The organism is Sphingopyxis sp. (genome assembly GCF_036675685.1).
In the GTDB taxonomy this organism is placed as follows: Bacteria; Pseudomonadota; Alphaproteobacteria; order Sphingomonadales; family Sphingomonadaceae; genus Sphingopyxis.
Genome location: NZ_JAKFEM010000009.1, coordinates 17961 through 43654, shown reverse-complemented (window position 1 = coordinate 43654; position 25694 = coordinate 17961). Strand labels below are relative to the sequence as shown.

At 60.8% G+C, this 25694-nt stretch carries 20 protein-coding genes; 12 read left to right on the top strand and 8 right to left on the bottom strand.

From position 1 onward, the window contains the following. Positions 1 to 36: 36 nt before the first annotated feature. The gene (locus V6M50_RS04875) at positions 37 to 1005 is read left to right on the top strand and encodes an NmrA family NAD(P)-binding protein (RefSeq protein ID WP_332817425.1); all 969 of its coding nucleotides are present in this window, start codon (positions 37 to 39) and stop codon (positions 1003 to 1005) included. Positions 1006 to 1009: 4 nt separating this feature from the next. Beyond that, on the top strand, positions 1010 to 3109 hold the full coding sequence (locus V6M50_RS04870) for a molybdopterin-dependent oxidoreductase (protein ID WP_332817424.1): 2100 nt from the start codon (positions 1010 to 1012) through the stop codon (positions 3107 to 3109). A gap of 126 nt (positions 3110 to 3235) precedes the next feature. Here the strand turns inward: V6M50_RS04870 and V6M50_RS04865 are convergent, their stop codons facing one another. Next, entirely contained in the window at positions 3236 to 5500 is a 2265-nt protein-coding gene (locus V6M50_RS04865) for a TonB-dependent receptor (RefSeq protein ID WP_332817423.1), read from the bottom strand. A gap of 295 nt (positions 5501 to 5795) precedes the next feature. Next, a complete protein-coding gene (locus V6M50_RS04860; RefSeq protein WP_332817422.1) occupies positions 5796 to 6638 on the bottom strand; it encodes an aspartate/glutamate racemase family protein in 843 nt (280 codons plus the stop codon). 527 nt (positions 6639 to 7165) lie between these two features. On the opposite strand from V6M50_RS04860, the gene V6M50_RS04855 reads away from it, so the two are divergent. From V6M50_RS04855 to V6M50_RS04840, 4 genes are all read left to right on the top strand, one after another. Continuing rightward, positions 7166 to 7948, top strand: coding sequence for a class II aldolase/adducin family protein (locus V6M50_RS04855; protein ID WP_332817421.1), 783 nt, complete (start codon positions 7166 to 7168; stop codon positions 7946 to 7948). 4 nt (positions 7949 to 7952) lie between these two features. After that, positions 7953 to 8927 (top strand): 2-hydroxyacid dehydrogenase, encoded by a 975-nt coding sequence (locus V6M50_RS04850; RefSeq protein WP_332817420.1) that lies wholly within the window; start codon positions 7953 to 7955, stop codon positions 8925 to 8927. Positions 8928 to 9280: 353 nt separating this feature from the next. After that, positions 9281 to 11512, top strand: a complete 2232-nt coding sequence (locus tag V6M50_RS04845) for a TonB-dependent receptor (RefSeq protein WP_332817419.1) — start codon at positions 9281 to 9283, stop codon at positions 11510 to 11512. Positions 11513 to 11822: 310 nt separating this feature from the next. Beyond that, positions 11823 to 13532, top strand: coding sequence for an N-acyl-D-amino-acid deacylase family protein (locus tag V6M50_RS04840; RefSeq protein ID WP_332817418.1), 1710 nt, complete (start codon positions 11823 to 11825; stop codon positions 13530 to 13532). Between the two features lie 284 nt (positions 13533 to 13816). Here the strand turns inward: V6M50_RS04840 and V6M50_RS04835 are convergent, their stop codons facing one another. Continuing rightward, positions 13817 to 15802 (bottom strand): serine hydrolase domain-containing protein, encoded by a 1986-nt coding sequence (locus V6M50_RS04835; RefSeq protein ID WP_332817417.1) that lies wholly within the window; start codon positions 15800 to 15802, stop codon positions 13817 to 13819. A gap of 348 nt (positions 15803 to 16150) precedes the next feature. Beyond that, complete coding sequence (locus V6M50_RS04830; RefSeq protein WP_332817416.1) at positions 16151 to 16654, bottom strand: CGNR zinc finger domain-containing protein; 504 nt, start codon at positions 16652 to 16654, stop codon at positions 16151 to 16153. A gap of 154 nt (positions 16655 to 16808) precedes the next feature. On the opposite strand from V6M50_RS04830, the gene V6M50_RS04825 reads away from it, so the two are divergent. Then, positions 16809 to 17915: an epoxide hydrolase family protein gene (locus tag V6M50_RS04825; protein WP_332817415.1), complete on the top strand. Its 1107-nt coding sequence runs from the start codon at positions 16809 to 16811 to the stop codon at positions 17913 to 17915. 72 nt (positions 17916 to 17987) lie between these two features. Next, positions 17988 to 19190 (top strand): MFS transporter, encoded by a 1203-nt coding sequence (locus tag V6M50_RS04820; protein ID WP_332817414.1) that lies wholly within the window; start codon positions 17988 to 17990, stop codon positions 19188 to 19190. Positions 19191 to 19565: 375 nt separating this feature from the next. Here the strand turns inward: V6M50_RS04820 and hmpA are convergent, their stop codons facing one another. The 3 genes from hmpA to V6M50_RS04805 form a co-directional block, all read right to left on the bottom strand. After that, positions 19566 to 20780 (bottom strand): NO-inducible flavohemoprotein, encoded by a 1215-nt coding sequence (gene hmpA, locus V6M50_RS04815; RefSeq protein WP_332817413.1) that lies wholly within the window; start codon positions 20778 to 20780, stop codon positions 19566 to 19568. Positions 20781 to 20801: 21 nt separating this feature from the next. Further along, a complete protein-coding gene (locus V6M50_RS04810) occupies positions 20802 to 21083 on the bottom strand; it encodes a DUF1971 domain-containing protein (RefSeq protein WP_332817412.1) in 282 nt (93 codons plus the stop codon). 73 nt (positions 21084 to 21156) lie between these two features. Further along, positions 21157 to 21651: a group III truncated hemoglobin gene (locus tag V6M50_RS04805; RefSeq protein WP_332817411.1), complete on the bottom strand. Its 495-nt coding sequence runs from the start codon at positions 21649 to 21651 to the stop codon at positions 21157 to 21159. 20 nt (positions 21652 to 21671) lie between these two features. On the opposite strand from V6M50_RS04805, the gene V6M50_RS04800 reads away from it, so the two are divergent. Beyond that, positions 21672 to 22187: an Rrf2 family transcriptional regulator gene (locus V6M50_RS04800; RefSeq protein ID WP_332817410.1), complete on the top strand. Its 516-nt coding sequence runs from the start codon at positions 21672 to 21674 to the stop codon at positions 22185 to 22187. Continuing rightward, on the top strand, positions 22184 to 22816 hold the full coding sequence (locus tag V6M50_RS04795; RefSeq protein WP_332817409.1) for a TetR/AcrR family transcriptional regulator: 633 nt from the start codon (positions 22184 to 22186) through the stop codon (positions 22814 to 22816). Before V6M50_RS04800 ends, V6M50_RS04795 begins: the two co-directional genes overlap by 4 nt. A gap of 198 nt (positions 22817 to 23014) precedes the next feature. Here the strand turns inward: V6M50_RS04795 and V6M50_RS04790 are convergent, their stop codons facing one another. Next, on the bottom strand, positions 23015 to 23218 hold the full coding sequence (locus tag V6M50_RS04790) for a hypothetical protein (RefSeq protein WP_332817408.1): 204 nt from the start codon (positions 23216 to 23218) through the stop codon (positions 23015 to 23017). Positions 23219 to 23226: 8 nt separating this feature from the next. On the opposite strand from V6M50_RS04790, the gene V6M50_RS04785 reads away from it, so the two are divergent. After that, entirely contained in the window at positions 23227 to 23451 is a 225-nt protein-coding gene (locus V6M50_RS04785) for a hypothetical protein (protein WP_332817407.1), read from the top strand. Positions 23452 to 24385: 934 nt separating this feature from the next. Continuing rightward, on the top strand, positions 24386 to 25504 hold the full coding sequence (locus V6M50_RS04780; protein WP_332817406.1) for a PAS domain S-box protein: 1119 nt from the start codon (positions 24386 to 24388) through the stop codon (positions 25502 to 25504). Positions 25505 to 25694 lie beyond the last annotated feature (190 nt).

Here is a 25694-nt window from a genome sequence, read left to right as displayed (position 1 = left end):
TCAGCTTTCCCTTGCTTGACCGCATAGGAGTATGCCGTGCCAGACAACCGCAAGCCAAAACCCGGATTGATCACGATTTTCGGCGCCAGCGGGCGCCTGGGTGGTCCGTTGGCGCGACATGTGAGGGCGCACGCGCCCGCTGTGAAGCTCCGCCTGATATCCAGCTCGCCAAAAAAGGGGGCGGAACTCGAAGGCGCTTTCCCCGATGCCCAGATCATGGTCGCCAATTTTCTCGACGAGTCATCGATGACGGCGGCACTCGATGGTTCGGATGGTGTTTTTCTCGTGACGCCCAATTTTCTCGACGAAGAACGCGCGATGCCCATCTTCGCCCGTGCCGCGATCGCGGCGAGATCCGTTTCGCACGTCGTCCGTCTGCTGGGCGATCCCCCCGGGATGACGCTTGATCGCGTACCGGCGAGCATCAGGGATTTCAGGCCGCACGGCCCTGCGACGCAGCACCTGCTCGCCAAAACCATCCTGAGCCAATCCGGCCTGCCCATGACCTACATCAATTGCGCTGCCTATATGATGGACAATTTCCTGGCGACGCCGGCGCAGATGCTGCGCGAGCAGCATGAATTGATCGTCCCGGTAGACCGCCTGAATGCCTTCATCGATCCGCGCGACGTAGGCGCCGTGGCGGCGTGCCTCCTGCTTACCGACAATCACCGGCATATCGGCCAGATCTATCATCTTGACAACGGACACGATGTGCTGCGCTTTTCCGAGGTCGCAGCCCTGATGACGCAGATTTTCGGGGTGACAATCGGATACGACGGTTCAAAGGAGCGGTTTCTGCGCGAGCTTGGCGATCGTTACCGGACGGTGATGGGGCATGAGCGGGCGCCTGACTATATGGTCGACGTGTTCGAGTATGAGCGCGCGAACGAGGTCACATGGCGCCGGTCGGATGTCGTGGAAATGATTATCGGGCGAAAGCCGACGACGTTGGCCAACTGGCTCACCGAACATCGCGACCGTTTCTTTCCGCGGGCGGCATAGTGCCGTGTCCCCCAGTCGGACTATTCGCCACCAGGTCTGCCCGCTTTGCGAGGCAGCCTGCGGCCTTCTGATCGAGACCGAAGATACCCGCATCGTGTCGATCGCGGGCAATCCAAATGATCGCCATAGCCGGGGTCATATCTGTCCAAAGGGCGTTGCGCTGCAGGACCTGCACGGCGACCCCGACCGCATACGCGAACCCATGATCAGGACAGGCCGGAACTGGGAACCGGTTACGTGGGACGCCGCGCTTGATCTTGCCGCCGAACGGCTCGATGCAATCCGGCGCAAGCGCGGCCGCGATGCCGTTGGTATCTACAGCGGCAACCCCTCGGCCCACAATATCGGTTCGGCATCGCACTTCAGGCCGTTGCTCGCGGAACTGGGTACGCGGCAGGTCTATTCCTCGGCGTCGATCGACATTTTTCCGAACATGCTCGTCTCCCTGCTGATGTACGGGCATCAGTTCATGCACCCCGTTCCTGATCTGGAACGGACGGATTTTCTGTTGATGCTGGGTGCGAATCCGCTGGTCTCAAACGGCAGTCTCATGACGGCGCCGGGCTTTGCCCGTCATGCGCGCGCGCTTCGGGCGCGCGGCGGACGCTTCATCGTCATCGATCCGCGCAAGACCGAAACCGCGAAGATGGCGGACGCGCATCATTTCATTGTTCCGGGAACCGACGCCGAGTTGCTTCTGGCAATGATCCACGTGCTTTTTCGCGACAAGCTGGTCAAGCCCGGGCACCTGTCGAAACTCATCGACGGATTGGACGACGTGGAGGCAGCGATTGTGCCGTTCACGCCCGAACGGGCCGCGAAAATCACAGGCGTCGGGCGCGATGTCATTGTGGCGCTCGCGACGGATTTCGCCCGGTCCGCCACGGCCGCCTGTTATGGCCGCATTGGCATTTCCGTTCAGAAGTTCGGCACCTTGGCGCACTGGGCTATTCAACTCCTCAACCTGCTCACCGGCAACCTGGATCGAATCGGCGGGACCTTGCTTGCGAAACCTGCGGTCGCGCGCCTCCTGCGTCCGGAGTTGGCAGCGGCGTGGCCCCGCCAGCACAGCCGTGTCGGCCGACTCCCCGGGATTGGCGGAGCCCTTCCGGTCGCAGCCCTCGCCGATGAGATCCTCGCGCCCGGGCCCGGCCAGTTGCGCGCGCTGATCGTCTTTGCCGGTAACCCGGCCTCGTCGCTGGCTAACACCGCAAAGGTGAACAGGGCCCTCAGCTCTCTCGAATGTCTTGTGTCGATCGACATTTACCTGAACGAGACCGCCCGCCACGCCCATATCTTTCTGCCCTCAACCTCTCCGCTCGAGCGTGGCCACTATCCGACATTCTCGGCCACTTTCGCCGTGCGCAACTTTGCGAATTACTCTCCGCCGGTGTTCGAGCCCAGCGGGAACGTGCTACCCGACTGGCAGATTCTCGACGAGCTTACGCGAAGACTTGCCGCGCTTTCAGGATCGACGCCGCCCGTGCGACGGTCTCCCGAGGATGTGCTGGCCGAGGAACTTGCTTCTGGCTGGCATCCCGGCCTCACGTTCGAGGCGCTTCTGGCCGAGCCGGACGGCATCGACCTCGGCCCTCTGACCCCGTCTTTGCCAGAGCGTCTTTTGACCGCCAACGGCCGCATCAACGTTGCTCCGACCATCATATTGAAGGATCTCGAACGTCTGCGGGCCGAGCGGGATGCCGGCGACTCCTTGTTGCTGATCGGTCGGCGAAGCGCGCGATCGAACAACAGCTGGATGCACAACAGTCCGCGGCTCATGGCGCGGCGGCCCGATCACTATCTGCAGATGCACCCCCGCGACATGGCCACGCGCGGGGTTTGCGAGGGAGAAGAAATTCGCCTCCGATCGGAAACCGGCGAGATGGTGATCGCAGTGCAGGCAAGCGAAGAGATCATGCCGGGTGTCGTCTGCCTGCCGCATGGGTGGGGCCACCGGGACGAGGGTATGCGCCTCGGCGTCGCGGCGGCTCTGCCGGGCGAAAATTTCAACCTGCTTGTCGATGAGCAGATGATCGACGTGCCGTCGGCCGGATCGGTCGTGCAGGGCATTCCCGTTCAGGTTTTTCGCCGCGACACCGACTAGGCCCGCCTCCCGAGCGGCTCCCCGTTAAAAAGGACCGCTCGCCTCGGTCCGAACACCGGATTGCACCGGTGCCCGGACCTGCATGTCGGCAACTTGGCAGGACGGGGTGACCTGCCCGTTCGAATATCAGCGATATTGATACGCCAATGTGACCCCATAGGAGCGACCGCGTCCAGCATAGCGCGCCGCCGTATCGGGGCCCGGCAACACCACATTCGTATAATAGTAAGTGTTCGCAAGATTGCGCACGAATCCGCTGATCCGCCACCTGTCGTCGATGTCTCGCACGCCCGCCCGCAAATCGACCAGAGCGTAGGATTTCATGCGAAGCAAGGCTTCTTGCCCGAGCGCCGCGTTCGTCTGGCTCTGGTAGGTCGCGCCAACGCCGAAATAGAGCAGCGTCGCCTTTCCGACCTCGATATCATATTGGACGTCGCCGTTCAGCTGCCATTTGGGGGTGAGCGGAAAGTTCTCGCCGCCAAGGTCCTTTTCCCGTCCCAGCGCGCTGATGTTGTTGAATGAGCCGAGGATTTTCGAATCGACATAGGAGGCAGCAAGATTGAATCGAAGGGCAGGAACCGGCGCGACGACGAGTTGCAGTTCTCCGCCCTGTACTCTGGAGCGAGGGAGGTTGATCAGGCGATTCTGCAAGCCGAAGGTGGGATCGAGCACCCGTCCGCGAACCTGTTTGTCATCATATTCATAAAAGAATCCGGCGCCGTTGAGTTGGACCGCCCGGTCGAACAGGCCGAGTTTGAAGCCCGCTTCATAAGCGAGGACGGATTCCTGCGTCGCGGGAAAAAGCTGCCCGGAAAAGGTAGCGCCGCTGGTCACGAAGCTGCCATTTTTATACCCGCGACTGACGTTCGCATAGAGCAAAGCGGACGCGTCGAGCTTCCAGTTCACGCCAAGCCGCCAGGACAGATTGTCTTCGTTCAAATTGTCGCGGTAGACGGCGGGCAGGAAATCGGGGCCCAGCGTTACACATGACCCGGGGGCAATGGTCACGGTCTCGCCGCGCCGGGCCGATGCGATCGATCCGAAAACTGCACTCACGCCCCCATCGCCCAGGTCATAGGTGCATCCTTCATAGGCGCGATGCTGGTCCGAATATCGAGCACCTGCCTGCACCGTGACATCGGGAACCACTTCCCAGTCTATGTTGCCGAATGCCGCATAGGTGCGGATTTTGTTGGCGCTGCGGGCCTCCACCCCCGGAAAAGGGAAGCTCGATGTTCTCGTCTGCGGCTGCGTCGTGTCGTTTATGCTGTCGCGTTGATAGTTGCCGCCCAGCACCCAGCGGATGTCCTGGCCGAGGCGACCCGCGAGGCGGAGTTCCTGCGAAAACGTCTCTGCCGACCCGGCGTTCAAAACGGTGAACGCCTGGAAGGGCGACCCCTCGGTGTCGGTCCGGTTGCGGCGATCGAGCCTTTGATGCGCGCTGATCGACGTCAGCGTAATTTCGTCGGCGATGTCATAATCAGCGCGCAACGAAAGCTGATAGAAATCGTCATGCGTGAAAAAATCCCCGTCCGGATCCCAATCGGCGGCCCGCGGTCGTTCGGGAGACGGGGGCGTTTCGCGCAGGACTGCGGGCACACTGGGTGACGGGTTGATGACGGTGAGGAACTGGCCTGCCTGCGTGTCCGACCGGTCCTGCCAGCCATTGACATTGAAGTTGAGACGAAGCGTCTCGATCGGTTGCCATTGCAGGAGCAGACGGCCGCTGACGCGATCGACCTTGCCCAGCCGATCGTCGCGAGAATTGCTCTTCTGCCATGGCCCCGAATATTCCTTTCGCACGGCCACCCGCGCGAGAAGGGTGTCGGCGATGGGCCCGCTGACATAGGCTTCAGTATCGACTTGATCGTAGCGTCCTACTGTCAGGCTGAACCCCGCCTCGAGCTCGCGTGTCGGCTTGTTCGCGATGAAATTGATCGCGCCGCCGGTGGAATTTTGCCCAAACAGCGTTCCCTGCGGCCCCTTGAGCACTTCGACCCGCTCGAGATCGAGCATGACCCCGGATGACATCGCCGGGACTGGAAGTGGAACCTCGTCCAGATATAGCGTCACCGTCGGCGCCGCGCTGAGGCTCGTTTCATTGAAACCGATGCCGCGGATCGTGAATATGGGCGTACCATAGTTGCTGCGGGTATAGTTCAGCCCGGGGACGACCTTTACGAAATCCGAAACCTGGGTGATGTTCTGGGTCGCCATCGCCTCACCGGAAAGCGCGGTGATCGAAATACCGACATCGTTTATATTTTCCGACCGCTTTTGCGCGGTAACGACGATTTCTCCGCTGTCCAGAGGCGCCTCCTGGGCTTGGACCGGACCCGGGCAGAGAGTTGCAGCTCCCGCACTCGTTAGCAGGATCGATATCGCTTTCATGGTCACACCCTTTATTATCGTTGCAGCTGTCCTCTTCCGGCCTTCGACTTTTCGAAGTCCGGCTGCCGCCAGAACCTCTTTCCTGACAGAATCACAGCGGGAAGCTGCCCATGCAGTGAACCCGCTTCATGCGGAGCGCAGGGGATCGGGGAATGCCCAACCGCCTCACACCTCTTGCGCTGGCGGATCGGCCCTGCCCGCGTTCTAACAGGAAAAAGACCCGGCCCTCGCGCAAGCGGGCTGCTCTATCAACATCCTCAGATTTCGATGCAGGCGTCGCATCGAGGACATCCTGCTAAGCGCCATCGATCCCGCACCGGTCCGCCTCGGAAAGTTGGCAACCATAGCCTTCCACATTTCCACTGTGACCCACGAGCCTTACCCCGCCCCACGCCCCGGCCGTAGCGCTTGAAACCACCGGAAGTTTTGTGGCTTTCTCGAGCCGTGCCAGCAAATTCAAAGTGCGCAGGCCGCCACAGGAGATAAAGAGCGCATCGGCCGACGGCGAAGCGGCAGCAGCTTCCAGGCCGACATTCATGACATCTTGCGGCTGGGCCTTGAGAACGCTTGCAACATCGCCAAGCTGCAATGAACGCAGGCCCTGCACCTCGAACCCGCTTTCGGTCATATAGGCTACGAGTTTGGCGTTCACTTCGTCGACATAAGCGGTTCCGACAGCTAATCGACGCGCGCCAACTTCGCGAAGAGCTTCGACAACCGCGCGGCTCATCGTGATCGCGGGCCGACCAGAGGCCTTTTGCATCGTCGCGATCAACTCCGCGTCGAAGGCCGCCCCGCGGAAGAAGCTCAATGATGTCCCCATCAGCACGATCGCCTCGGCACCCTCCGCCGCCAGGCCCGATGAAAGTTCGGCGACACGATCAATTACCGACGAATAGCCTTGTACAGTAAGCCGCTCGAGGCCCAAACCTTTCGAAATGAAACGAAACCCCTCCGGGTACATTTGCTGAGGTTCTGGAGGGAGGATGTCGCCTGCCGGCGGCACGATCAACCCAAGGGTACGTATCGCGGCTCGCGGAACCGCACCTGCTTGTGCCGCCAAAAAGGGCATTGCCGCGATCACTCCGGCTCCAAAGCAAAGAAGCTTTCTGCGGGACGGATAAAGAGCGGTCGTCATGTCGTAAATCCTTACATGCCTTGGCGGGTTCGGCGTCTTCGACTTACGCGCGGCAGCCCGCCCAAGGAAGCCAGCGCTCCACTTCCAGCGGCGGACCAGGTTGCTGCTATTGATGGCGCTTATCGCACCCTACGGCCCCTGCTTCCGTCGGAGACGAAGAATGACAGCAGCAAGCACATGTGCTGCCCCCGTAGCGAATGCACTTTATATGGAATGCATCCGAGCGGACTTTCGCGCCGGACCGGCCGCAGCATCACCGCGCTCGCTTGCCCAGAACGCGGTCGATCTCGAAGTCCTGGCCTTCTTCGCTGCCGGTGCGCGGCATCTCGGGGGCCAAGGCCTGCCGCTTCGAGCTCCTCCCCGTACCGGCCACCTGGCGGCGGCGGGCGGCGCCGGACGCGAGCGCGACTATCTTGCGGTGAGACGGAACCTCTTGCGCCTCCCGGTCCGAAACCGGGCCGCGCGCCTCTTATGAGGAGGCCATGGCGCAGGAGCTCGGCGCGCCTCGCCTTCTCAGGGAGATTGACATGGCCAGCACAACGCATATCGCGCGGGCGACAAGCGAGAGCGAACGGCAGCTTCGCACCGACCTTGCCGCCTTCTATCGTATCGTCGCCCTGCTGGGCTGGGACGAATATATCTTCACCCATATTTCGCTTCGCCTGCCGGGACCGGAAAAGCATTTCCTGATCAATCCGTTCGGGCTCCTGTATGAAGAGGTCTGCGCGTCCGACCTTGTGCGGATCGATATCGACGGCCATGTCGTCGGCAAGAGCGAATGGCCGGTGAACCAGGCCGGTTTCACCATCCACAGCGCGATCCACGATGCGCGGGACGACGCGCACTGCGTGATCCATACCCATACGACCGCCGGCATGGGCGTCGCGCAGCAACAGAACGGATTGATCCCGACGAGCTTCTATTCGGCGATGCTCTTCGACCATCTCGCCTACCATGACTTCGAAGGCTCGGTGGTGACCGAAGGGGAAAAAGTCCGCTTGGTCGAGAATCTGGGTGTTAAAAACCACATGATCCTGCGCAACCATGGGCTGCTTGCCTGTGGCTCTTCGGTGGCGGCTGCGTTCAGCGCGATATTGACGCTGCAGCGCGCCTGCGAAATTCAATTGGCCGCGCAGTCGGGCGGCGGGGCGCTGATCGAAATTCCAGCCGACATACGCAATGCCCACAAATCAGCCCTGCGGAAAACCGTAAAGGACGCACCCGCGAATGACATGTCGTCAGTCGAACGGTTGGTCTTCGACGCGATGGTCCGCAAGCTGGACCGCATAGACCCGTCCTACAAGGATTAATGGCATGACGTTGACGACGCACGGCAGCGACGTGCTGCTGATCCACGAAAATATGCGGCCCATCCTACCGGCCCTCGGTGCCGCGCACGAGGTGCATTGCCTATGGGACGTTGGCGACGCCGATGCCTTCCTGAAAGCCAAAGGTTCTCAGATAGGCGTGATCGTGACCGCGGGCGAGAATAAGGTCGAGCCCGCGCTGGTCGAACGCCTTTCCCGATTGGGTCTCATCGTCTGCGTCGGGTCTGGTTTCGACGGGGTCGACGTCGCGCATTGCAACGCGCGCGGCATCGCCGTGCTCGCGGCAGTGGGCGCCAATGCCGACGATGTCGCCGATCATGCTTTGGGGCTGTCGATCGCCGCTTGGCGCGGCATTGCGGCGGACGATCGAATGATACGCGGCGGCGGCTGGCTGGCCTCGAACCGGTTGCCGCAACGTCATTCGATGCGGAACGCGCCCGCAGGCATCGTCGGCCTGGGATCCGTCGGTCGGGCCGTCGCCGACCGCCTTGCGGCACTCGGGATGGACGTGCGCTGGTGGGGACCGCGAGCCCACCCGGGTACCGGCCTTCCCCGTGCGGCGAGCCTTCACGACCTGGCATCAGGGGTGCGGTTGCTGGTCGTCTGTTGCCGCGCCGACGATTCCTCGAAAGGGCTGGTCGACAGGACCGTCATCGATACTCTGGGATCCGATGGAATTTTGGTCAATGTCTCCCGCGGCTCAGTAATCGACGAAACGGCGCTGATTGACGCATTGAAGGCGGGGCGCTTGGGCGGCGCCGCGCTCGACGTATTTGAGACCGAACCCACACCCGCTGCTCGCTGGGCCGATGTCCCGAATGTGATCCTGACCCCGCATGCGGCAGGTGTGACAATCGACACCCTTCACGCCATGATCCGTTTGTCGATCGAACGTGTCAGCATCTTCCTGGGCGACGACGACGTACGCCGCAAGGATTTGCTGCGGGAAAGTGTCGCCTGATCAGGATCGGGCAAAAGGGCCGACCGCCATGTGCGCCCGCTACAATCGGGCAATAGGCGTGGCTCGCGCTGTTTCGCAATTCGGAACAGCCGCGAGTTCTGCATATGCCGGCTGGCCTCGGACGCGCGTCTTCAAGCCCACCGCTTTGCATCTTGTTGACGCCCCTGCGCCCGGAAATCTCGCTCGATGTCGATCACTCAAGTACCGAGCGAATAAAGTTGACAATTTTCTATATGAGACGAATATTATCTAATATGATAATTAGGTCCTGATTGAGCCACATCACCAGACGGATAAAATGGGGGGAACTGACGATGAATAGGTTGCGGATCACTTTATCGCTTGCCTGCAGCATGACGGCACTGCTCATGCCTTCGCTCGCTTGGGGACAGTCGGCGGGCGGCCCCAGCGACGAGACCACGACGGTCGATAAGCCCGCGATGGTCGACAGGGGCAGCGACAACAGCGACATTATCGTCACGGCACAGAAATTCCGGCAGACACTGATCGACGTGCCGCAGTCGGTTTCGGTGGTCAGTGGCGCGACGCTCGAGCGCAATCAGGCCACAAGTTTTCAGGACTATGCGAAGTTGATTCCGGGCCTGCAATTGTCGCAGAGCAATCCGGGTGAAGCGCGGCTGGTGCTGCGCGGCATCAACACTGGCGGTGTCGCAGCCACGGTCGCCACCTATGTCGACGAGACACCGTTCGGTTCGTCGAGCGGACAGGTCAACGGGGCGATCCTTGCGGGCGAGTTCGACACGTTCGACGTTGCTCGTCTGGAGGTGCTTCGCGGACCCCAAGGCACGCTCTACGGCGCGAGCTCGCTGGGTGGCGTGATCAAGTTCGTGACCGCCGAGCCGGACGCCACGCGTATCGTCGCCCGCGCGCGCGGCAGCGTCGAGGCCGTCGATGGCGGCGACTTGTCCTATATGGGTTCGGCGGTGCTCAATCTGCCAGTCTCCGACAAGGTCGCCATCCGGGGGTCCGGATTCTATCGCAGTTACACCGGCTATATCGACTCGATTGGTACGGGTGGCTCGGACGTGGCCAGCAATATCAATGATTCAAAAAGCTATGGCGGCCGCGTCTCGGCGATGCTCAAACCGAGCGACACATTCTCGGTTCGGCTCACCGCCATACTGCAGGACCTGAACACCGGGGCTGGCAATGTGGTCGAAAGCGACCCCCTGACGCTGCGAACCTTATATGGGAGGGAAACCCAGTCGCAATTTGTGCCGGTCGAAACCAATATCCGCTATCGGCTCTATAATGGTACGGTCTCGGGCGAGCTGGGTTTTGCCGACCTCGTTTCATCGACCAGTTACAGCACGCTGAAGGAAGGGTTGCTCGACGATTACACCCTCGAATATGGTAGCCTATTAGGCCTCTACGATCCCGTAACCGGCCCAGTGGTTGACCTTGGTCTAACGCAACAGACGAACCTCACGAAGTTTACCCAGGAACTGCGGCTGTCGTCGAACGGCAAGGGCGTGCTCGACTGGCTGGTCGGCGGCTATTACACGAACGAGAAGGGCGCGATTCTACAGCGGCTGGATGCGTTTGATGTGGGTACGCTGACGCCGACCGCTGGCTTTCCGCTGCTCGCCGACATTTTCCTGCGCTCGCGATACGAAGAAATTGCCGGCTTCGCAAATGGCACGCTTCATCTGGGTAAACAGTTCGACCTGACGTTCGGTGGACGCTACAGCTATAACAAGCAGACCGCAGATCAGGGCGGCGGGGGGCAATTGGCCCCGCCTGCGCTGTCGGGCAAGTCGAACGAGAGCGTGTTCACCTGGTCGGTCGCGCCGCAGTACAAGTTTAGCTCGTCCGCGAGCTTGTATGCGCGCATCGCCAAGGGCTTCCGACCGGGTGGCCCCAATATCATTCCGCCATCGGCGCCGGTAGGAACGCCTGCCTCCTACGATTCGGACTCATTGATCAGCTATGAGGCGGGCTTCAAGGGCGAGACCGCCGATCGCAGCTTTACCATCGACATCGCGGCGTTCCATATCGACTGGACCGACGTCCAGTTGCTCGCAGTGATCAACAATTTCGGCGTAAATACCAATGGCGGATCCGCACGCAGCGACGGCCTCGAGTTTACCGCGACCTTGCGTCCCGCGCGGGGCTTTGTGGTCTCTGTGAACGGCGCTTATACCGATGCTCGTCTTACCGCGCCTACCGACCCGCAGCTGGTCGGCGGACGCGACGGCGACGCATTGCCGTTCTCGCCGAAATGGAGCGCCAATATGAATGCCGACTATCAATGGACGCTGGGAGGGGACGCCAGTGCCTATGTCGGAGGCTCGATCCGGCTTCTGGGCAAGCAGTCGGGCAATTATAATCCCGCCTATTTCGCAACATATGGGCACCAGATGATGCTGCCCTCCTACAATGTCGTCGACCTTCGCGCGGGCGTTGATATCGGGCGGTTCTCGTTTGAAGCCTATGTGAAGAACCTGACGAATGCCGCAGGCCGGACAAGTGCAGCGCCAGCCGGCGGCTATCCGAACGACGCCGTTGGCGTTGGGGTCATCCGACCGCGGACCATCGGCATCACGCTTGGTGCCGAATTCTGACGTTGAACACGATGATGCGATTCTATGTCGGAGCCCCAAGACCTCGCGCCTTCTTCGCTCTGCCTGTTGTTTCCGGGCGACACGACCGCATTTGGTCCTGCCAAGACCGCCTTTGGGCTGCGCGACTGGAAAGACGAGCGGTGCGTCGGCGAATATCGGGTGACACATTTGTGCGAGCCTGGGTGCGCGAATTTTGTGTCCGCCTGCCTCCCGCCGCGACGAGCCAAGTCGCGGAGGTCCCCGTCGAGCCAATGCACACCCATTGCAGCTTTAATCAAGAGCCCCCCTTATTCACAACGGAGACCGCGAAATGAAAAAACTGGTATTGCCGCTTCTGGCACTTGGTCTTCTCGGTGCAGCGGCTCCAGCGCAATATGATATCGTCATCCGTGGCGGGACGATTTACGACGGGTCGGGCGGCAGGCCCTATGTTGGCGACGTTGCAGTCAGGGGGGACAGGATCGTAGCGATCGGGCCGCATGTGTCCGGCACTGGTACGAGCGAGATCGATGCTCGCGACAAGGCCGTTTCGCCGGGTTTCATCAACATGCTGGCGCACCCTGAAGAGAGCTTGCTGGTCGACGGCCGCGCGCTGTCGGACTTAACACAGGGCGTCACACTGGAGGTGATGGGCGAGATTTCGATGGGTCCTCTCAGTCCTGCCATGAAGCGTGAATTCCTCGATCAACAAGGCGATGTTCATATCCCGATCGACTGGACGACGCTGGGCGAATATCTCGACAAGCTCGGGCAGCGTAAGATCGCTCCCAATGTCGCGACGTTCGTCGGTGCCAGCACGATACGCCAATATGTTCTCGGATCGAACGACGTCCAGCCAACGCCGGAGCAGCTCGTCGAGATGCAGAAACTGACGCGGGAAGCCATGGAACAGGGCGCGCTCGGGCTGACGGACGCGTTGATCTATACCCCTGCGACCTTTGCCAAAACACCCGAGCTCATCGCGCTGGCAAAGGTATCAGCCCAATGCGGCGGGATATATACGGTGCACATGCGCAGCGAAGGCGACCGTCTGGAAGAGGCGGTGCGCGAAACCATAGAGATTGCCAAAGCGTCGGGCGCCCCTGCCGAAATCTATCATTTCAAGCAGGCCGGGCGCGACAATTGGGGAAAGATCGATGCGGTCATCGGGATGATCAACGCGGCGCGGGAGAGCGGGACGCGTATCAGTGCGAACATGTACACCTATACAGCTGGCGCGACCGGGCTCGATGCGGCGATGCCGTCCTGGGTGCAAGCGGGCGGAACCCAGGCGTGGATCGCGCGGCTCACGGATCCGGCCATACGAGCCCGGGTTAAAACCGAAATGGAGAACCCGCATCCCGAGACGTGGGAGAATCTTTATGCCGGTGCTGGCCCGGACGGGATGCTCCTGCTCGCCTTCAAAAACCCCGCGCTCAAGCCGCTCACGGGAAAGACGCTTGCGGAAGTGGCGAAGATGCGCGGCAAGAGCCCGGAAGAAACGGCCATGGACCTCGTTGTCGAAGACGGGACGCGCGTCGGTGTGGCCTATTTTCTAATGAGCGAGGACAATGTCCGCAAAGCCATTCGTCAGCCGTGGATGAGCTTCGGCTCCGATGAAGCGGCTCCCGCGCCGGAGGGCGCGTTCCTGCTCGCCAAAAATCACCCTCGTGCCTACGGCAATTTCGCGCGCCTTCTAGGTCACTATGTTCGTGACACGAAAGACATCACCCTGGCCGACGCGGTTCGGCGACTCACCAGTCTGCCTGCGGACAACCTCGCTCTCCGCGACCGAGGGCGTCTCAAGAAGGGGCATTTTGCTGACATCGTGGTGTTCAACCCTGCCACGATCCAGGATCACGCGACCTATGAGCAGTCGGCGGTATTATCGACCGGCGTGATCGATGTGCTTGTGAACGGTGATTTTGCCTTGCGCGACGGGAAACCGACAGGAGCGGGCACCGGGCGAATTGTCCGCGGTCGTGCGGCAACGTCGGGCGGCTGCCGAGCTAACGCGCGCGATTGGGAGTGGTCCAAATAGCGATTTGGAAGCGCTGACGGTCGCTCGTTAGAACCACGGTCTGTGGTCAAGTTCCAAAATGCCGCCGCTGGCCGCCAGACCGGCCGACATCGCGTAAACAGCGGGACGATGGCGGTGGCGCGAGCTGCCTTGCCCCACAGCCGCGGCGTGTGTGGCAGCCGGGCACCGGCGCCAAATGACCGGGGGCGGCGACGCCATTACCCTCACGAGCTACCGATCGGGTGATTGAATCCGAAACAGTTCCGCCCCCCGAAGGGTCCCGGCCTCGATTAGACGGCGCGCCATCAGTAATTCACCGTCATTGAGAGCAGCCCGAATTCAGCGGCAGTATAGAGCGCGACGCTGGCGGACAAGAAGATGAGGATGCTCCAAATTCTGGCCGCCCAGCGCCGTCCGCCGCGCCACGTCAGCCATGCATTCCATCCCGCAATGCCAACGGCGCCGACGAAAATGATCGCGCCCGCAATCTGCAGCAGCCACAATATCCAGTCCGAGTTGCTGCTCAGCCTATCGAGGTCGCTGAATGCCGAGACGATGAACCAGGCCCATCCACTGGCCACGATCAGAACCAAAAGCGACATGATGCGGGTCGCCCGATAGGCGTTGAGCGCGGCCCCGCCGACCTTGAGTGGCGACGCGTAGCGGCGGCGAATGAACCACGTCGCCGGCCAGTAGAGGAACGTTAGGACAAGCACGCTCAGGCTGAAGCAGATTGCCGGCAGCAGCCAGGCTGACGAAATCGATGCCGGGACGCGATCGAACATCATGAAGGGTGAAAAGCCGTCCGAACTCCATCGCACAACTTGCCCGTCCACGACTTTCGCGGCCAACCGCTCGGACCCGTAGCGGGCGCGCCAGACAAAGGGCGAGATCTCGTCCCACTGTCGCACCGCGCCGCCGGGACCTTTGAGGGAATCGACAACAAGGCCGCCCTTCGCGTCGATCGAAATGCGTGTCTGACCGAACAGGTTGAGGACGCCGAGAAAGCTTGATTCACTACGGCGGCTGCTGATCCACAGTCCGACCATCGCCTTTGCATGCCGGGCGGCGGTGACGGCGTCGACCTGTCCATCGCGGTCCGTCGCGGGAAAATACCGGTCGGCGAAATCTTGCAGCAACTGCCGGCGCAGGACACGCGCTCCGCCCTCGCGTCCCGCGCTGTTGAACGAGACGTAAAAACCGACGCCTTCCTTCATGAACAGGTATAGCGACGTGTGGAAATTTTCGGTGTCGCCGAGGTGGCCGATGACGTCCCGGCCGTTGACCCCGGTCTCGAAGAAACCGAGCTCCATGCGATTGAGCGGCGGGATCAACGACATCGGATCGACCCGGTTCAACGGACTATTATGCATCATGCCGGCGCTGGCGGGCTCGAGCACGCCTTTGCCGCCCTTGAGATGCGCGGCCATGAACTTGGCCATGTCTAGGCCCGAAGCCGAGAGCCCTCCGGCAGGCGCCGGAATGACGAATTCGAAGCCCTTGGCGGGCGCCGACGCCCGAGGATAACCTGTTGCGACGAGCGGGACCAATGCGGCCGGGAGAGGCTGGCGAAAGCTCGCTGTGCGCATGTCGAGCGGTATAAAGATATGCTTTTCGACATAATTCTCGAAAGTCTCGCCGGACACGCGCTCGACGACATATCCCGCGACCGTCGTCGCCCAGTTCGAATAAGCGGGGGTCGTACCGGGATCGAAGATGCGGCGCGGCACCCAACGCTTGAGATATTGCCCGAGCGGCATTGCACTCTTGGGATTATATGCGATGAGGTCCTTCACCGTCTCTTCGAATCCCGCAGTATGCGTCATAATCTGGCGCATGGTCACTGGCCTTCCGCCGCGCGGCGGGATTTGGAAGTCCAGATATTTGTTGACGTCGGCGTCGAGATCGATCTTTCCCGCGCCGACGAGCTGCATCACGGCAGTCCAGGTCATCAATTTGGAAACCGAGCCCGGCCGGAACAAGGTTCTCGCGGGATCCACCGGCCTACGCTGGACAACATCGGCATAACCATAGCCCTTGGCCGCAATGACGCGTCCGTCCTTTACGACGGTGACAACAGCGCCGGCGATATCCCCGCTACGCAAGGCATAGGGCATGTAGCCATCAAGCCAAGCATCGACGTCTTCCGTGTTCAGGTCATGGCCGCCGGCGATGGCCGGAGGCGCCGCTGCCACCAGCCCCGTCGAGGCAGGCGGCGCATCGGGATCAGGTTTAAGCGAGGGAGCCTGCGCCCATGCGATCCCTGCGGTTACTGCGATAAATACCGCCATCGCTGTCGCGATCCATGAGCGTATCCCCATAGCGTTTCCCCTTGCCTTGATTGTTGCCCCCTCTCCAGCCTTTGCCGCTGCCGTATGGAGAAATATAATCCGAACAAGACATTAATATCTTGATTAGATAATTCGGTCAACGGACGGGACTATGGAGCTGGCAACTGTGTCGCCGACGCGCGGCGCGCTGTTGAAGGCGTTGCGTGCGCGCGAAGAGAGTTACGAGCTACTACGCATCCATCGTTCGATCGGTGACTGTCACGCTGGAGGTCTGTTCGGCGACCATCGGTCGATCGCCACCACGTCATGGCCGCCTCGGCGAATACGTGTCAAATCTTGCGACAGCGCTTACGCGCCCTTTGCACGGAAACGGCGCATCTTGTTCCGGCTACCGCAGGTCTCCATCGAGCACCAGGTCTTGGCGCCGTTTTTCGTCGCATCGAAATAGGAGGCCCGGCAGACTTCGTCCCTGCACAATTTAAAGCGCTTCCAGACGCCGTCGTGCATCGCACGTACGACGAGGGCCAAGACATGTCCGACGGGGTCGTCGGCACCGGACGGGCGGATCGTCACCTCGCCGCCGTTTGAAACATCTGGGCGCAGTGCATGCGCCTCGATGGCCTGATTGAGCCGCTCGACCTGCGTCGGCGCAGCCTCCATGCCGTTATTCACACGTTCAAGGTCCCGCAGCATCTTCTGAAGGCTCAAGGCCTCTTCAAAGCTGGTTTGTGCTGCGGTCCAGCCGCGCTTCGCAGTCCAGTTGCGCCACAGTTCCGGCTCATCGAAATCCCACCAAAGGAAAGATTCCAGGTCGCTGAGCCACTCGGGCGTCCCCTCACGATGTTCGGGCACTCGTCACCTCTTGATGTTACCGTCAATATAAGTTAGCTGGTTACTAAGAATCGAAAAACAAGGGCCGATGCCGATGCTAATGAACCGGAGGCAGCTCCTGGCCGCCGTGGCTACATCCCCGCTCGGCAGAGCCGGCTTTTCAAAGGAAATATCCGTGGTCACTCCCTTCCAGATTCCTTTCGATGCAGCGATGGTGGAAAACCTGCAGCGCAGGCTCGATAACACGCGCTGGGCCGACGCTGTTACCGAGGATTGGTCGATGGGGACCGAGCGTCGTTTCCTTGAGCAATTCGTTCGCTATTGGCGAGATCATTATGATTGGGCCGCACGCGTCAAGCTCCTCAACAAACTTCCTCACTATCACGCGGCCATCGATGGGCATGGCATGCACTTCCTGCATTACCGTTCTGGCGTCCCGGAATCGATCCCGCTGCTGCTCATGAACGGCTGGCCATCGAGCTTCGCCGAATATCAGCGACTGGCGCCCCTGCTCACATCCGGCTCCCCGGCTTTCGACGTCGTGATCCCGACGATGCCGGGCTTTGGCTTCTCGGATCGCCCCACCAAGCCCTACGAGTTGGAGCCGGTCCATCTTTTCTCCAAATTGATGACCCTTCTTGGCTATGATCAATTTGTCGCAGCCGGGACCGATATCGGGTCAGGCACGGCCACCAGAATTGCGCTGCAGCACCCCGATCGTGTGCTCGCCGCTCACATTTCAGCCGTTGCGCCCAAACCCCGCGCTTCGGGCAATGAACCCCGAACCGCGGAGGAGTTGGCCTATGACGTGCGACTGGCGCGGTGGCAACGCGACGAGGGCGGCTACCAAGCTATCCAAAGCTCGCGTCCGCAGACCCTCGCGTTCGCGCTCGCAGATAGTCCGGTCGGACTCGCCTCATGGATACTCGAGAAATACCGCACATGGTCGGACTGCGATGGCGATGTCCTGTCGGTCTGGCCGCGCGAAACCCTGATCGACACCATTATGATCTACTGGATGACGAATACCATCGGGTCCTCGATCCGCTATTATTATGAGGCGGCAAGGCTTCGCCCGGCGCTAAAAGCCGAAGACTTCGTGCGCGCACCTACGGGCGTCGCGATGTGGCCGTGCGACCTTGCTCTCGCGCCGCGTGAACTCGCCGAGCGTCTGTACAACGTCCAGCGTTACACGGTTATGCCGAAGGGCGGTCACTTTCCCGCGTGGGAGGCACCCGAACTATACGCGGAGGAGCTGCGTCTTCTCTCGCGGCGCGCATGAGCCCACGGGCGGCGACCCCGTCGTGAAATTATCGATCACGGCTCGCAGCTGAGGCAGGTCGGGAGAAAAGCTGTGCCTGTTTCAACTCATGGAGGGTCGATCCGCTATGGCGCGGTCTATGCGGCGGTGTATCTCGGGACCGGCATCGCTACGCCCTACATGCCGACATGGTTTCGTTCGAACGGTCTCGACGGCATGCAGATTGGTGTCGTGCTGGCCCTGCCTATGCTGGGTCGCATCGTCACCGGTCCGCTGATCGCGTTGTGGGCCGATGGCTTTCGAGAGCGGCGGACGCCGATCCTCCTGCTTCTTCTTACAGCTGCCGCAGCGTTCACACTCCTCCTGCCCGCGTCCAGCGTTCCTGTCGTCGCCTTCCTCTGGTTCGTTGCCGCGACGTCTATCAGCGGCGTTTCGCCTCTCATCGATGTCGTCGTATTGCGACGCGCCGCTGGCGAGCGGTTTACCTACGCGGTTCCACGCGGCATCGGCTCGGCCGCCTATGTCGCCGGGAATGTCGGAGTTGGATTGTTGCTCGTCCCATATGGAGCGGCAATCGCTGTCATAGGTTCCGCGGCCGCGGCGCTACTCTCGGCTGTGGCAGTACGCCTGCTCCTCCCGGCCGACGCGGTGCATGAAGGTGACGCTCCCGGGTTGCGCGAACGCACGGCGGCGTTTCGGGCTTTATTTTCCGATCGACGCCTGATGTTGATAATCCTCGCCGCCGGACTCATTCAGGGCGCGAATGCCTTTTACTTTAGCTTCTCGACGCTGATCTCGCGCGCACAAGGGGTCGGTAGCGGAACGATCGGGTTGCTGTGGGGACTGGGGGTAGCGTGCGAGGTCGCGTTTCTCTGGTTTGGTGAACCATGGCGCCGAAAAATCGGACCGGAGCGAATGCTGATGGTGGCCGCGGCCGCGTCGATTGTGCGCTGGCTCCTCCTCGCGATGGCGCCACCGCTTTGGGCACTCTGGCTTTTGCAAGCCTTGCACGCTCTTACGCTTTCGGCGCCATTCATCGCGGCGCTGCAGCTCATCGATCGTATGACGCCGCGGGGGAGTGCCTCGGCTGCGCAGCAGGTGAACGCGGCTTTTTCTTCCGGGCTGGTCATGGGATGCGCGACACTCCTCGGCGGAGCCCTGTACGATGAGGTCGGATCGCTGGTCTATCTGCTCATGGCCCTGATGGCCGCTCTCGGACTTGCAGCGTGGACAGCACAGCGCCGCCTTAAGTCCGACCAACCGGCTGCGCTGGCGCTTGTCCGCACCCCCGGATGATGCAGGATGCGAGCATCTGGTTCACGTTCGCTCTTCTGCTTGTCGGAGCCATCAGAAGATTGACCCGCAAGCTTGCGAACTGATGTCGCTGAAGGCATAGCCTCCACCAGCGGCGTGGTGCGCACCTGCCGCATCTTGGCGGGAGAGTTTTCTTGCGCCACGGACACAAGCACATTTCGGCGGGACATCGTCCTCCCGGCAGCCTGTCCTCCGTCCTAGGAGGATGGCGACGAGTTCATCAAGACGCAGGACGGGAGGCCGTACCGATCGCGACACCGGTCTCTCCAACTGTCGGCAAATGCAAAGCTTGGGGCATGCGGCCAGAATTTCGCCCCGAGCCGGTTATCGATACAGCGGTTTCTTATCAGCCTAAATTCAAGCGGCCAGCAACTCGTCTGCGGGGCCGAAGAATTCATAGTGGATCCGGTCAGCCTCCACGCCGGCAAGCGAGAGCTCGCTGACGAAGGCGCGCAGGAAGGGCTTGGGACCGCAGAGATAGAAATCGGCGCGATCGAACGGCAGATTGCGCTGCAGCCAGTCGGTCGAGATGATCCCGGCATGGTCGAAAGTCTCGCCCGCGCGATCGACCGCCTGCGGTTCGTTGTAAAAGGTCGTCACTGCAATCCGGCCATGGCGGCGCGCTAGAGCGCGGATATGTTCGTCCATCGCGTGGGTCGCGCTGCTCAGCGTGCCATGGACGTAGAATGTCTCAAGGTCGGGATGGCGCTCGGCGATCGTCTCGATCATGCTGACCATAGGCGTGAGACCGACGCCGCCTGAAAGCAGGACGACGGGCCGCCGCGGATCGTCCGGCAGGAAGAAATCGCCGGCGGGCGGCGTGACCTCGAGCACGGCGCCGACCTGGACCGCGTCATGGAGGAAGCGCGAGCCGCCCTGACCATCGGCTTCGCGTTTTACCGAGATGCGATAATAATCCGCGTTGGGAGCACAACTGATGGAATAGTTGCGCTTCAGTTCGGGCTGACCGGGGACGGGAAGCCGCAAGGTCAGATATTGACCAGGCTTGTGCGGCACAACGAGACCCCGATCGATCGGGCATAGGATGAAGGAGGTGATGACGGCGCTTTCCTGGATCTTCTGCGCGACGCGAAAACGGCGCCAGCCATGCCATCCGCCAGGAGTCTGTTCGATGCCGCCGCGAATGCGCGCTTCGCGCGCCTGCAGGATGTTGGCGAGGAACCAATAGGCCTCGCCCCATGCTGCCAGGAGGTCGGGAGTCGCCGCCTCTCCCAGCACGTCGCCGATCGCACCGAGTAGTGCGGCTGCGACGTAGGGATAATGCTCGGGCAGAATATGATAGCCGATATGCTTCTGCGCGATCCTCTCGACCACCGGCGCGAGTGCCCCGAGATTCTCGATATTCTGCGCATAGCCGAGGATGGCGGCGGCAAGGGCGTGCACCTGCGCCCCGCCCTCACCCTGATTGGCTTGATTGAAGAGACCGCGGATATGGTCATCCTCGAAAAGCCGCTCATACATCCGCGCCGTGATGGCAGCCCCATGTTCCGAGAGCGCCGGGACGCTGGCTTTGACGAGCGCGATGGTTTCCGCACTTAACGGATTGGTCATTTCAATTTCCTTTGATGAAGGTCAGTCGGGAAGGATGGGGAGATGGTCGTAGAATTCGACCTGCATCCGCATCGATCCATGCGGTTCGACCCGATGCACTTGCTCCGGTTCAATCAGACCCGGACGGTCCGGGGTGAGAAGCAGCCCCTTCTCAGCTTTGCCCCCCACGAAATAATGCAGGGCTCCGTCGAGAACCCGGATCACGCCCCACACGCCTGCTTTGGTATTGTGCGCGGCGCGAAGCGCTTTGGGGAGTGTCACCTCATCGAAGACGGGCGTCACCTTGTACGGCCGATCGCTCATGACTCGCCGTCGACCAAATCTCTGCGATATGCGCGGGATGGCATGGGTGCAGCGTGCATTCAAAAAGCTCCTGTCATTTGTTCGAGGCCTCGGATTGGTGGGGAGGAAGCTTGAAAAAGAGCGCCAGCTTGAGGCTTTCGGCGATGCGCGCTGCCTTCGCCTGCAACGCACGGGCGTCAGCCGGCGGCATCATTTCCTCGGTCGCCTGCTCCCAGATGGCGAGCCATCGGTCGAACATCGCGGGAGTAATGCGATCGCGATGCCGCGCGTGAACCGCGACCGGATTGCCTTTGTAGCGCCCGGTTGTGAGCATGACCGACGACCAGAAATCGATGAGCTGGGCATGATGAGCGGGCCAGTCCGCCACGGCGTCGGTGAAGATCGGGCCAAGTATCGCGTCGGCGCAAATCCTTTCGTAAAATTGCGGAATCAACCGGTCCAGCGCGCTTTCCAAACCTGTCAAAACGGTCGTCACGAGTCGGCTCCATAAACATGCACTAGAAATGCATCTATCGCCGTTACCCAAAACATGCAATGATAATACATGTATTTTTAGCCGCTCCTGCATAGCGGCTGCAGGGAGGTCCCGTGCGTCTGACGCGCTATTCGGATTATGCGATGCGCGTGCTGCTATTCCTGGCGGTGCGACCTGACGATCTCTGCTCGATCGCCAGCATCGCTCGCGCGCACAGCATCTCGCAGAATCACTTGATGAAGGTCGTCAACGACTTGGTGAATGCCGGATATCTTTCGAGCGTTCGTGGCCGGTTCGGCGGCATTCGCCTTGCGCGGCCCGCGAGTGAAATTATTGTCGGGGAGGTGATCCGGCATACCGAGGACGGGTTCGATCTGGTCGATTGCGACAGCTGCATCATCGCCCCGGCTTGCGGACTGACCGGGGCGCTCAACAAGGCGCTGTCGGCGTTTCTGGAGGTCCTCGACGGCTATTCCCTGGCTGACCTCGTCGCGAGCCGCTCAGCGATGCTCGCACTTTTCGACCGGCGCGATGATCCGCTCGCTGCCAACGCCACCAGCGGCTTCGCCAACAAGGCTGGACCTTTGACAGTAGTACGTCCCTCTGCCGCTGATCGAGTCGGTCGATGAAAATCGACATACCGGAAGTCCTCGATGCTGCCGGCAGCAAACGCCGGCATATTTTCGTGGCAGCAGCGGCCGAGGCCTTTTTTGCCAATGGCTATGGCGAGACAACGATGTCGTCGATCGCGGCCGTCGTAGGCGGGTCCAAGACGACGCTTTGGAGCTATTTCCCTTCGAAGGAGGCGCTGTTCGCCGCAGTGGTGGATGATGTCATCGAGCGCCACGGGCAGGCGCTCTCGGTCGAGCTTCCGGAGGACGAGGATATTGTGCTGGTATTGAGGCGTTTCGGCAAAGTGTTGATGGCAACGCTCCTGTCCGAGCCCATCTTGAACCTGCACCGCCTCGTCATCGGGGAGGCCAGGCGCTTTCCTCACCTTGCCGAGCTTTTCTACGAGCGTGGACCGCGCCGCGGAATGGCGCGCCTCGCTATTTATCTGGCGCGAGCAATGGATAAGGGCGAACTGCGACGCGGCGAGCCGCTGGCTGCCGCACGGCAATTCGCGGCGCTCTGCCAAGCCGGCTCGTATCAGTTTGCGATCATGAATGTCTGTTCGCAACAACGCGATGTCCAGACAATCTCCGACATCGAACTGGCCGTCGAAACATTCTGCCGAGGCTGGGCCGTTGATCGCTGACGGCGACGAGAGGTTTGTTGGTAGAGATTGAACTTACCGCGGAGGCACGACTTACATCGGCGGCATTCGTGGATGTAGAGCGGGCCCGTATGGTCGTCGCGCTCCACGCTCGACCAGCGCCCTCCCCTCGCACAATGTCTGCGCTTTACATACCGTTCATCGCTCTTTCCACGCATTAATCAGCCGAGACTCCAACTCTCAATAACGGCCCGAATTCTCGGGGACGCGTCGGCCAGAGAACACTGTTGTGTAGCTGTCGTCACTCATCAGGAGAGTAAGTAGCGCCAGATTGAAGAACAGGGCTTCCCGCCCCACCTTGCGCTCTTCAAGCAATCCTATCGAGGCCAGAGTTTTGAGATATGTTGATGCAGCCTGGCGCTTGCCCAGTCCGTCATCGACCATATTGCCGATTGGGCAATCCGGCACCGAAAATCGACGATGACCTCAGGCTCTCGCCGTCCGATGGCAGATTTTCGGCGCCGCTCGATTTGCACGAATTGCCGATCGATGCAGACAAGGGTTTTTCAGAACGCTTGAAGATTTTTCTCGGGATAGGCCCTGACGAGAAAGTGCTGTTCTGTCGGCCAATCGGCAGCGATACCAATCCAAGTGTCGACAATGCGATCTGCGACTAAGTAGCTAAGTCTGGCCACGGCATGCGCTTTTGGGTGCAGTCAATCAAGTGGAACACCCAAGATTAGAGCAAGTTTGGCCGATTGCGGCCATCAGGATGGTCGTTGCGAGAAGCGGGGTGCGCGATCGAATTCCGCCTTACAGAGGGCACGTCGCAAAAAATAGACATAATACAAGGTCCGAAGGTCAATATGATAGTCTCGGATCCGGTCCTAATACGCTAACTGCGCGGCAACAGTTCGAAAGATGCGTCGGCGAGCGGAAGCATATTCGAGTGTCTCGGTCGGCGGAGAAGCCGAACGCTTCTCGAGCAAATCGCATCCCACGCGGCAGCGCGTTGATAATCTCCGGTTGCCCTGAACTTGGCCGCCTGCCGTGCCAAGTACATGGAGTCTGATTCGTCCCGCTTCATTATTTGTCCTTCGTTCTCACAACGGGGGGAGGCAGGAAGTTTCCTCGTGGATGCTGATCATACGTAAATCGACTGGAGGTTCTTATCCTGTGTTGCAAACGGTCCCAAAAAGGCTCCGCCGTGGTGGGGCGGAGCCTTTCCGGCCTCGTGCAGCGATGCAACGAGGCAATCTGCCAAATCGGGGTCGCTGTCCGCGGCAGATGATAATCACAATGTGATAGCAGGCCGGGAGTTCCAATTCTATCCGGATACAGTCCTGATTGCGCTGGCCCGTGATACGATGCGCGCGGCTGACAGTCCCGACGAACAAGAGCGCCAATGCCTCGCGGCAAATCGCTCGGCTCTGGTCTGCCAAGGTCCTTCGATCATGATGACTTCGCTCATCTCGGCGCCCGCTGTTTGGCTATGCCATGCTATCGCCAGGGGGACCAATCGGCTTCACAGCGACTTGTCATGTGCGCCGGAAACGCGCATCGTCGGCCAAAGGCGATATGATACGCCCCAACTATTTTCAAGGAGCGCTTATGGCGGATACCAACGGCGGCGCCCCGGCGGGATTGAATTCCGCCCGCTCGCATTCGCTGTTCGAGGCGCTTTCCGTCGTACCGCCGCCCCGACTTTTGGGGGCAAGCACCGCCGGCTTCGGGCGGGACGATGCCCCCGATCCGCACGCATGGCTTGCTGCGATCATCGACGGTTCCGGCGATGCGATCATCAGCAAGGATCTGCATGGCAGCATCCAAAGCTGGAACGAGGGAGCAACCCGACTTTTCGGCTACGCGCCCGAAGAGATTATCGGAAAATCCATCACGATTTTGATTCCGCAGGACCGATTGGACGAAGAACCGCGCATTCTCGCCGAGATTCAGCGCGGCCGGCGCATTCTGCCTTTCGAGACCCAGCGCTTGCGAAAGGATGGCGAGCTTGTCGACATTTCCCTGACCGTTTCACCGATCCACAATGCCCAGGGAAACATCGTCGGCGCCTCGAAAATCGCGCGCGACATCACCGAACGGCGGATGGCCCAGGAGCAACAACGGCTTCTGATGGGAGAAATGCGGCACCGGGTGAAAAACCTGTTCGCTCTCGCCAATGCGATCGTCACGATCAGTTCGCGATCGGCCGGAAGCCTGGATGATGTCGTTGAAATGATCCAGGCCCGGTTACAAGCACTGGCGCGCGCGCACGAGTTGACGATGACGGACCCAAGCGACGCAATGGAGGCGCCGCAAACCGATCTTCTGACGCTGATCGATGCCATTATCGCCCCCTATTCAGCCGACAATCGGATCACCGTCGACGGGCCCGAACTTCTTCTCGGCGGGCGATCCGTCACGCATATCGCACTGCTGCTGCACGAACTTGCGACAAATGCCGCAAAATACGGCTCGCTGTCCGTGCCCGAAGGCCGGCTTGCGGTTCGCGTCGAGAGCGGCGGCAGCGACATCCTTCTTCGCTGGGAGGAGAGCGGCGGCCCCCAGCCAACTGCCAGCGGGGGCGAAACCCGGCCGGAAGCCGAAGGGTTCGGCACGCGCCTCGAAAAAGGAATCGCAGCGACGCTCAAAGCGTCGGTCGACCGCGATTGGCGGCCGAACGGATTAATCGTGTCGATTGTTGTTCCACGCGCAGTGCTGAAAATCTGAGTCAGGCGTCGATCGTACGCCCCGCCCGCATAACCCGATAAACTTATCACATAGATTCGGCTGATCTCTCCGGGCGCTCAACCGCATCGCCGTCCCCCTGACCGGCCGCCCTTTGTTGGAGAGGTGCAAAAGCCGACGTTCGATGCCGACACGGTTTCAGTACTAGCCACTTCGTCAAAGACAAACACAG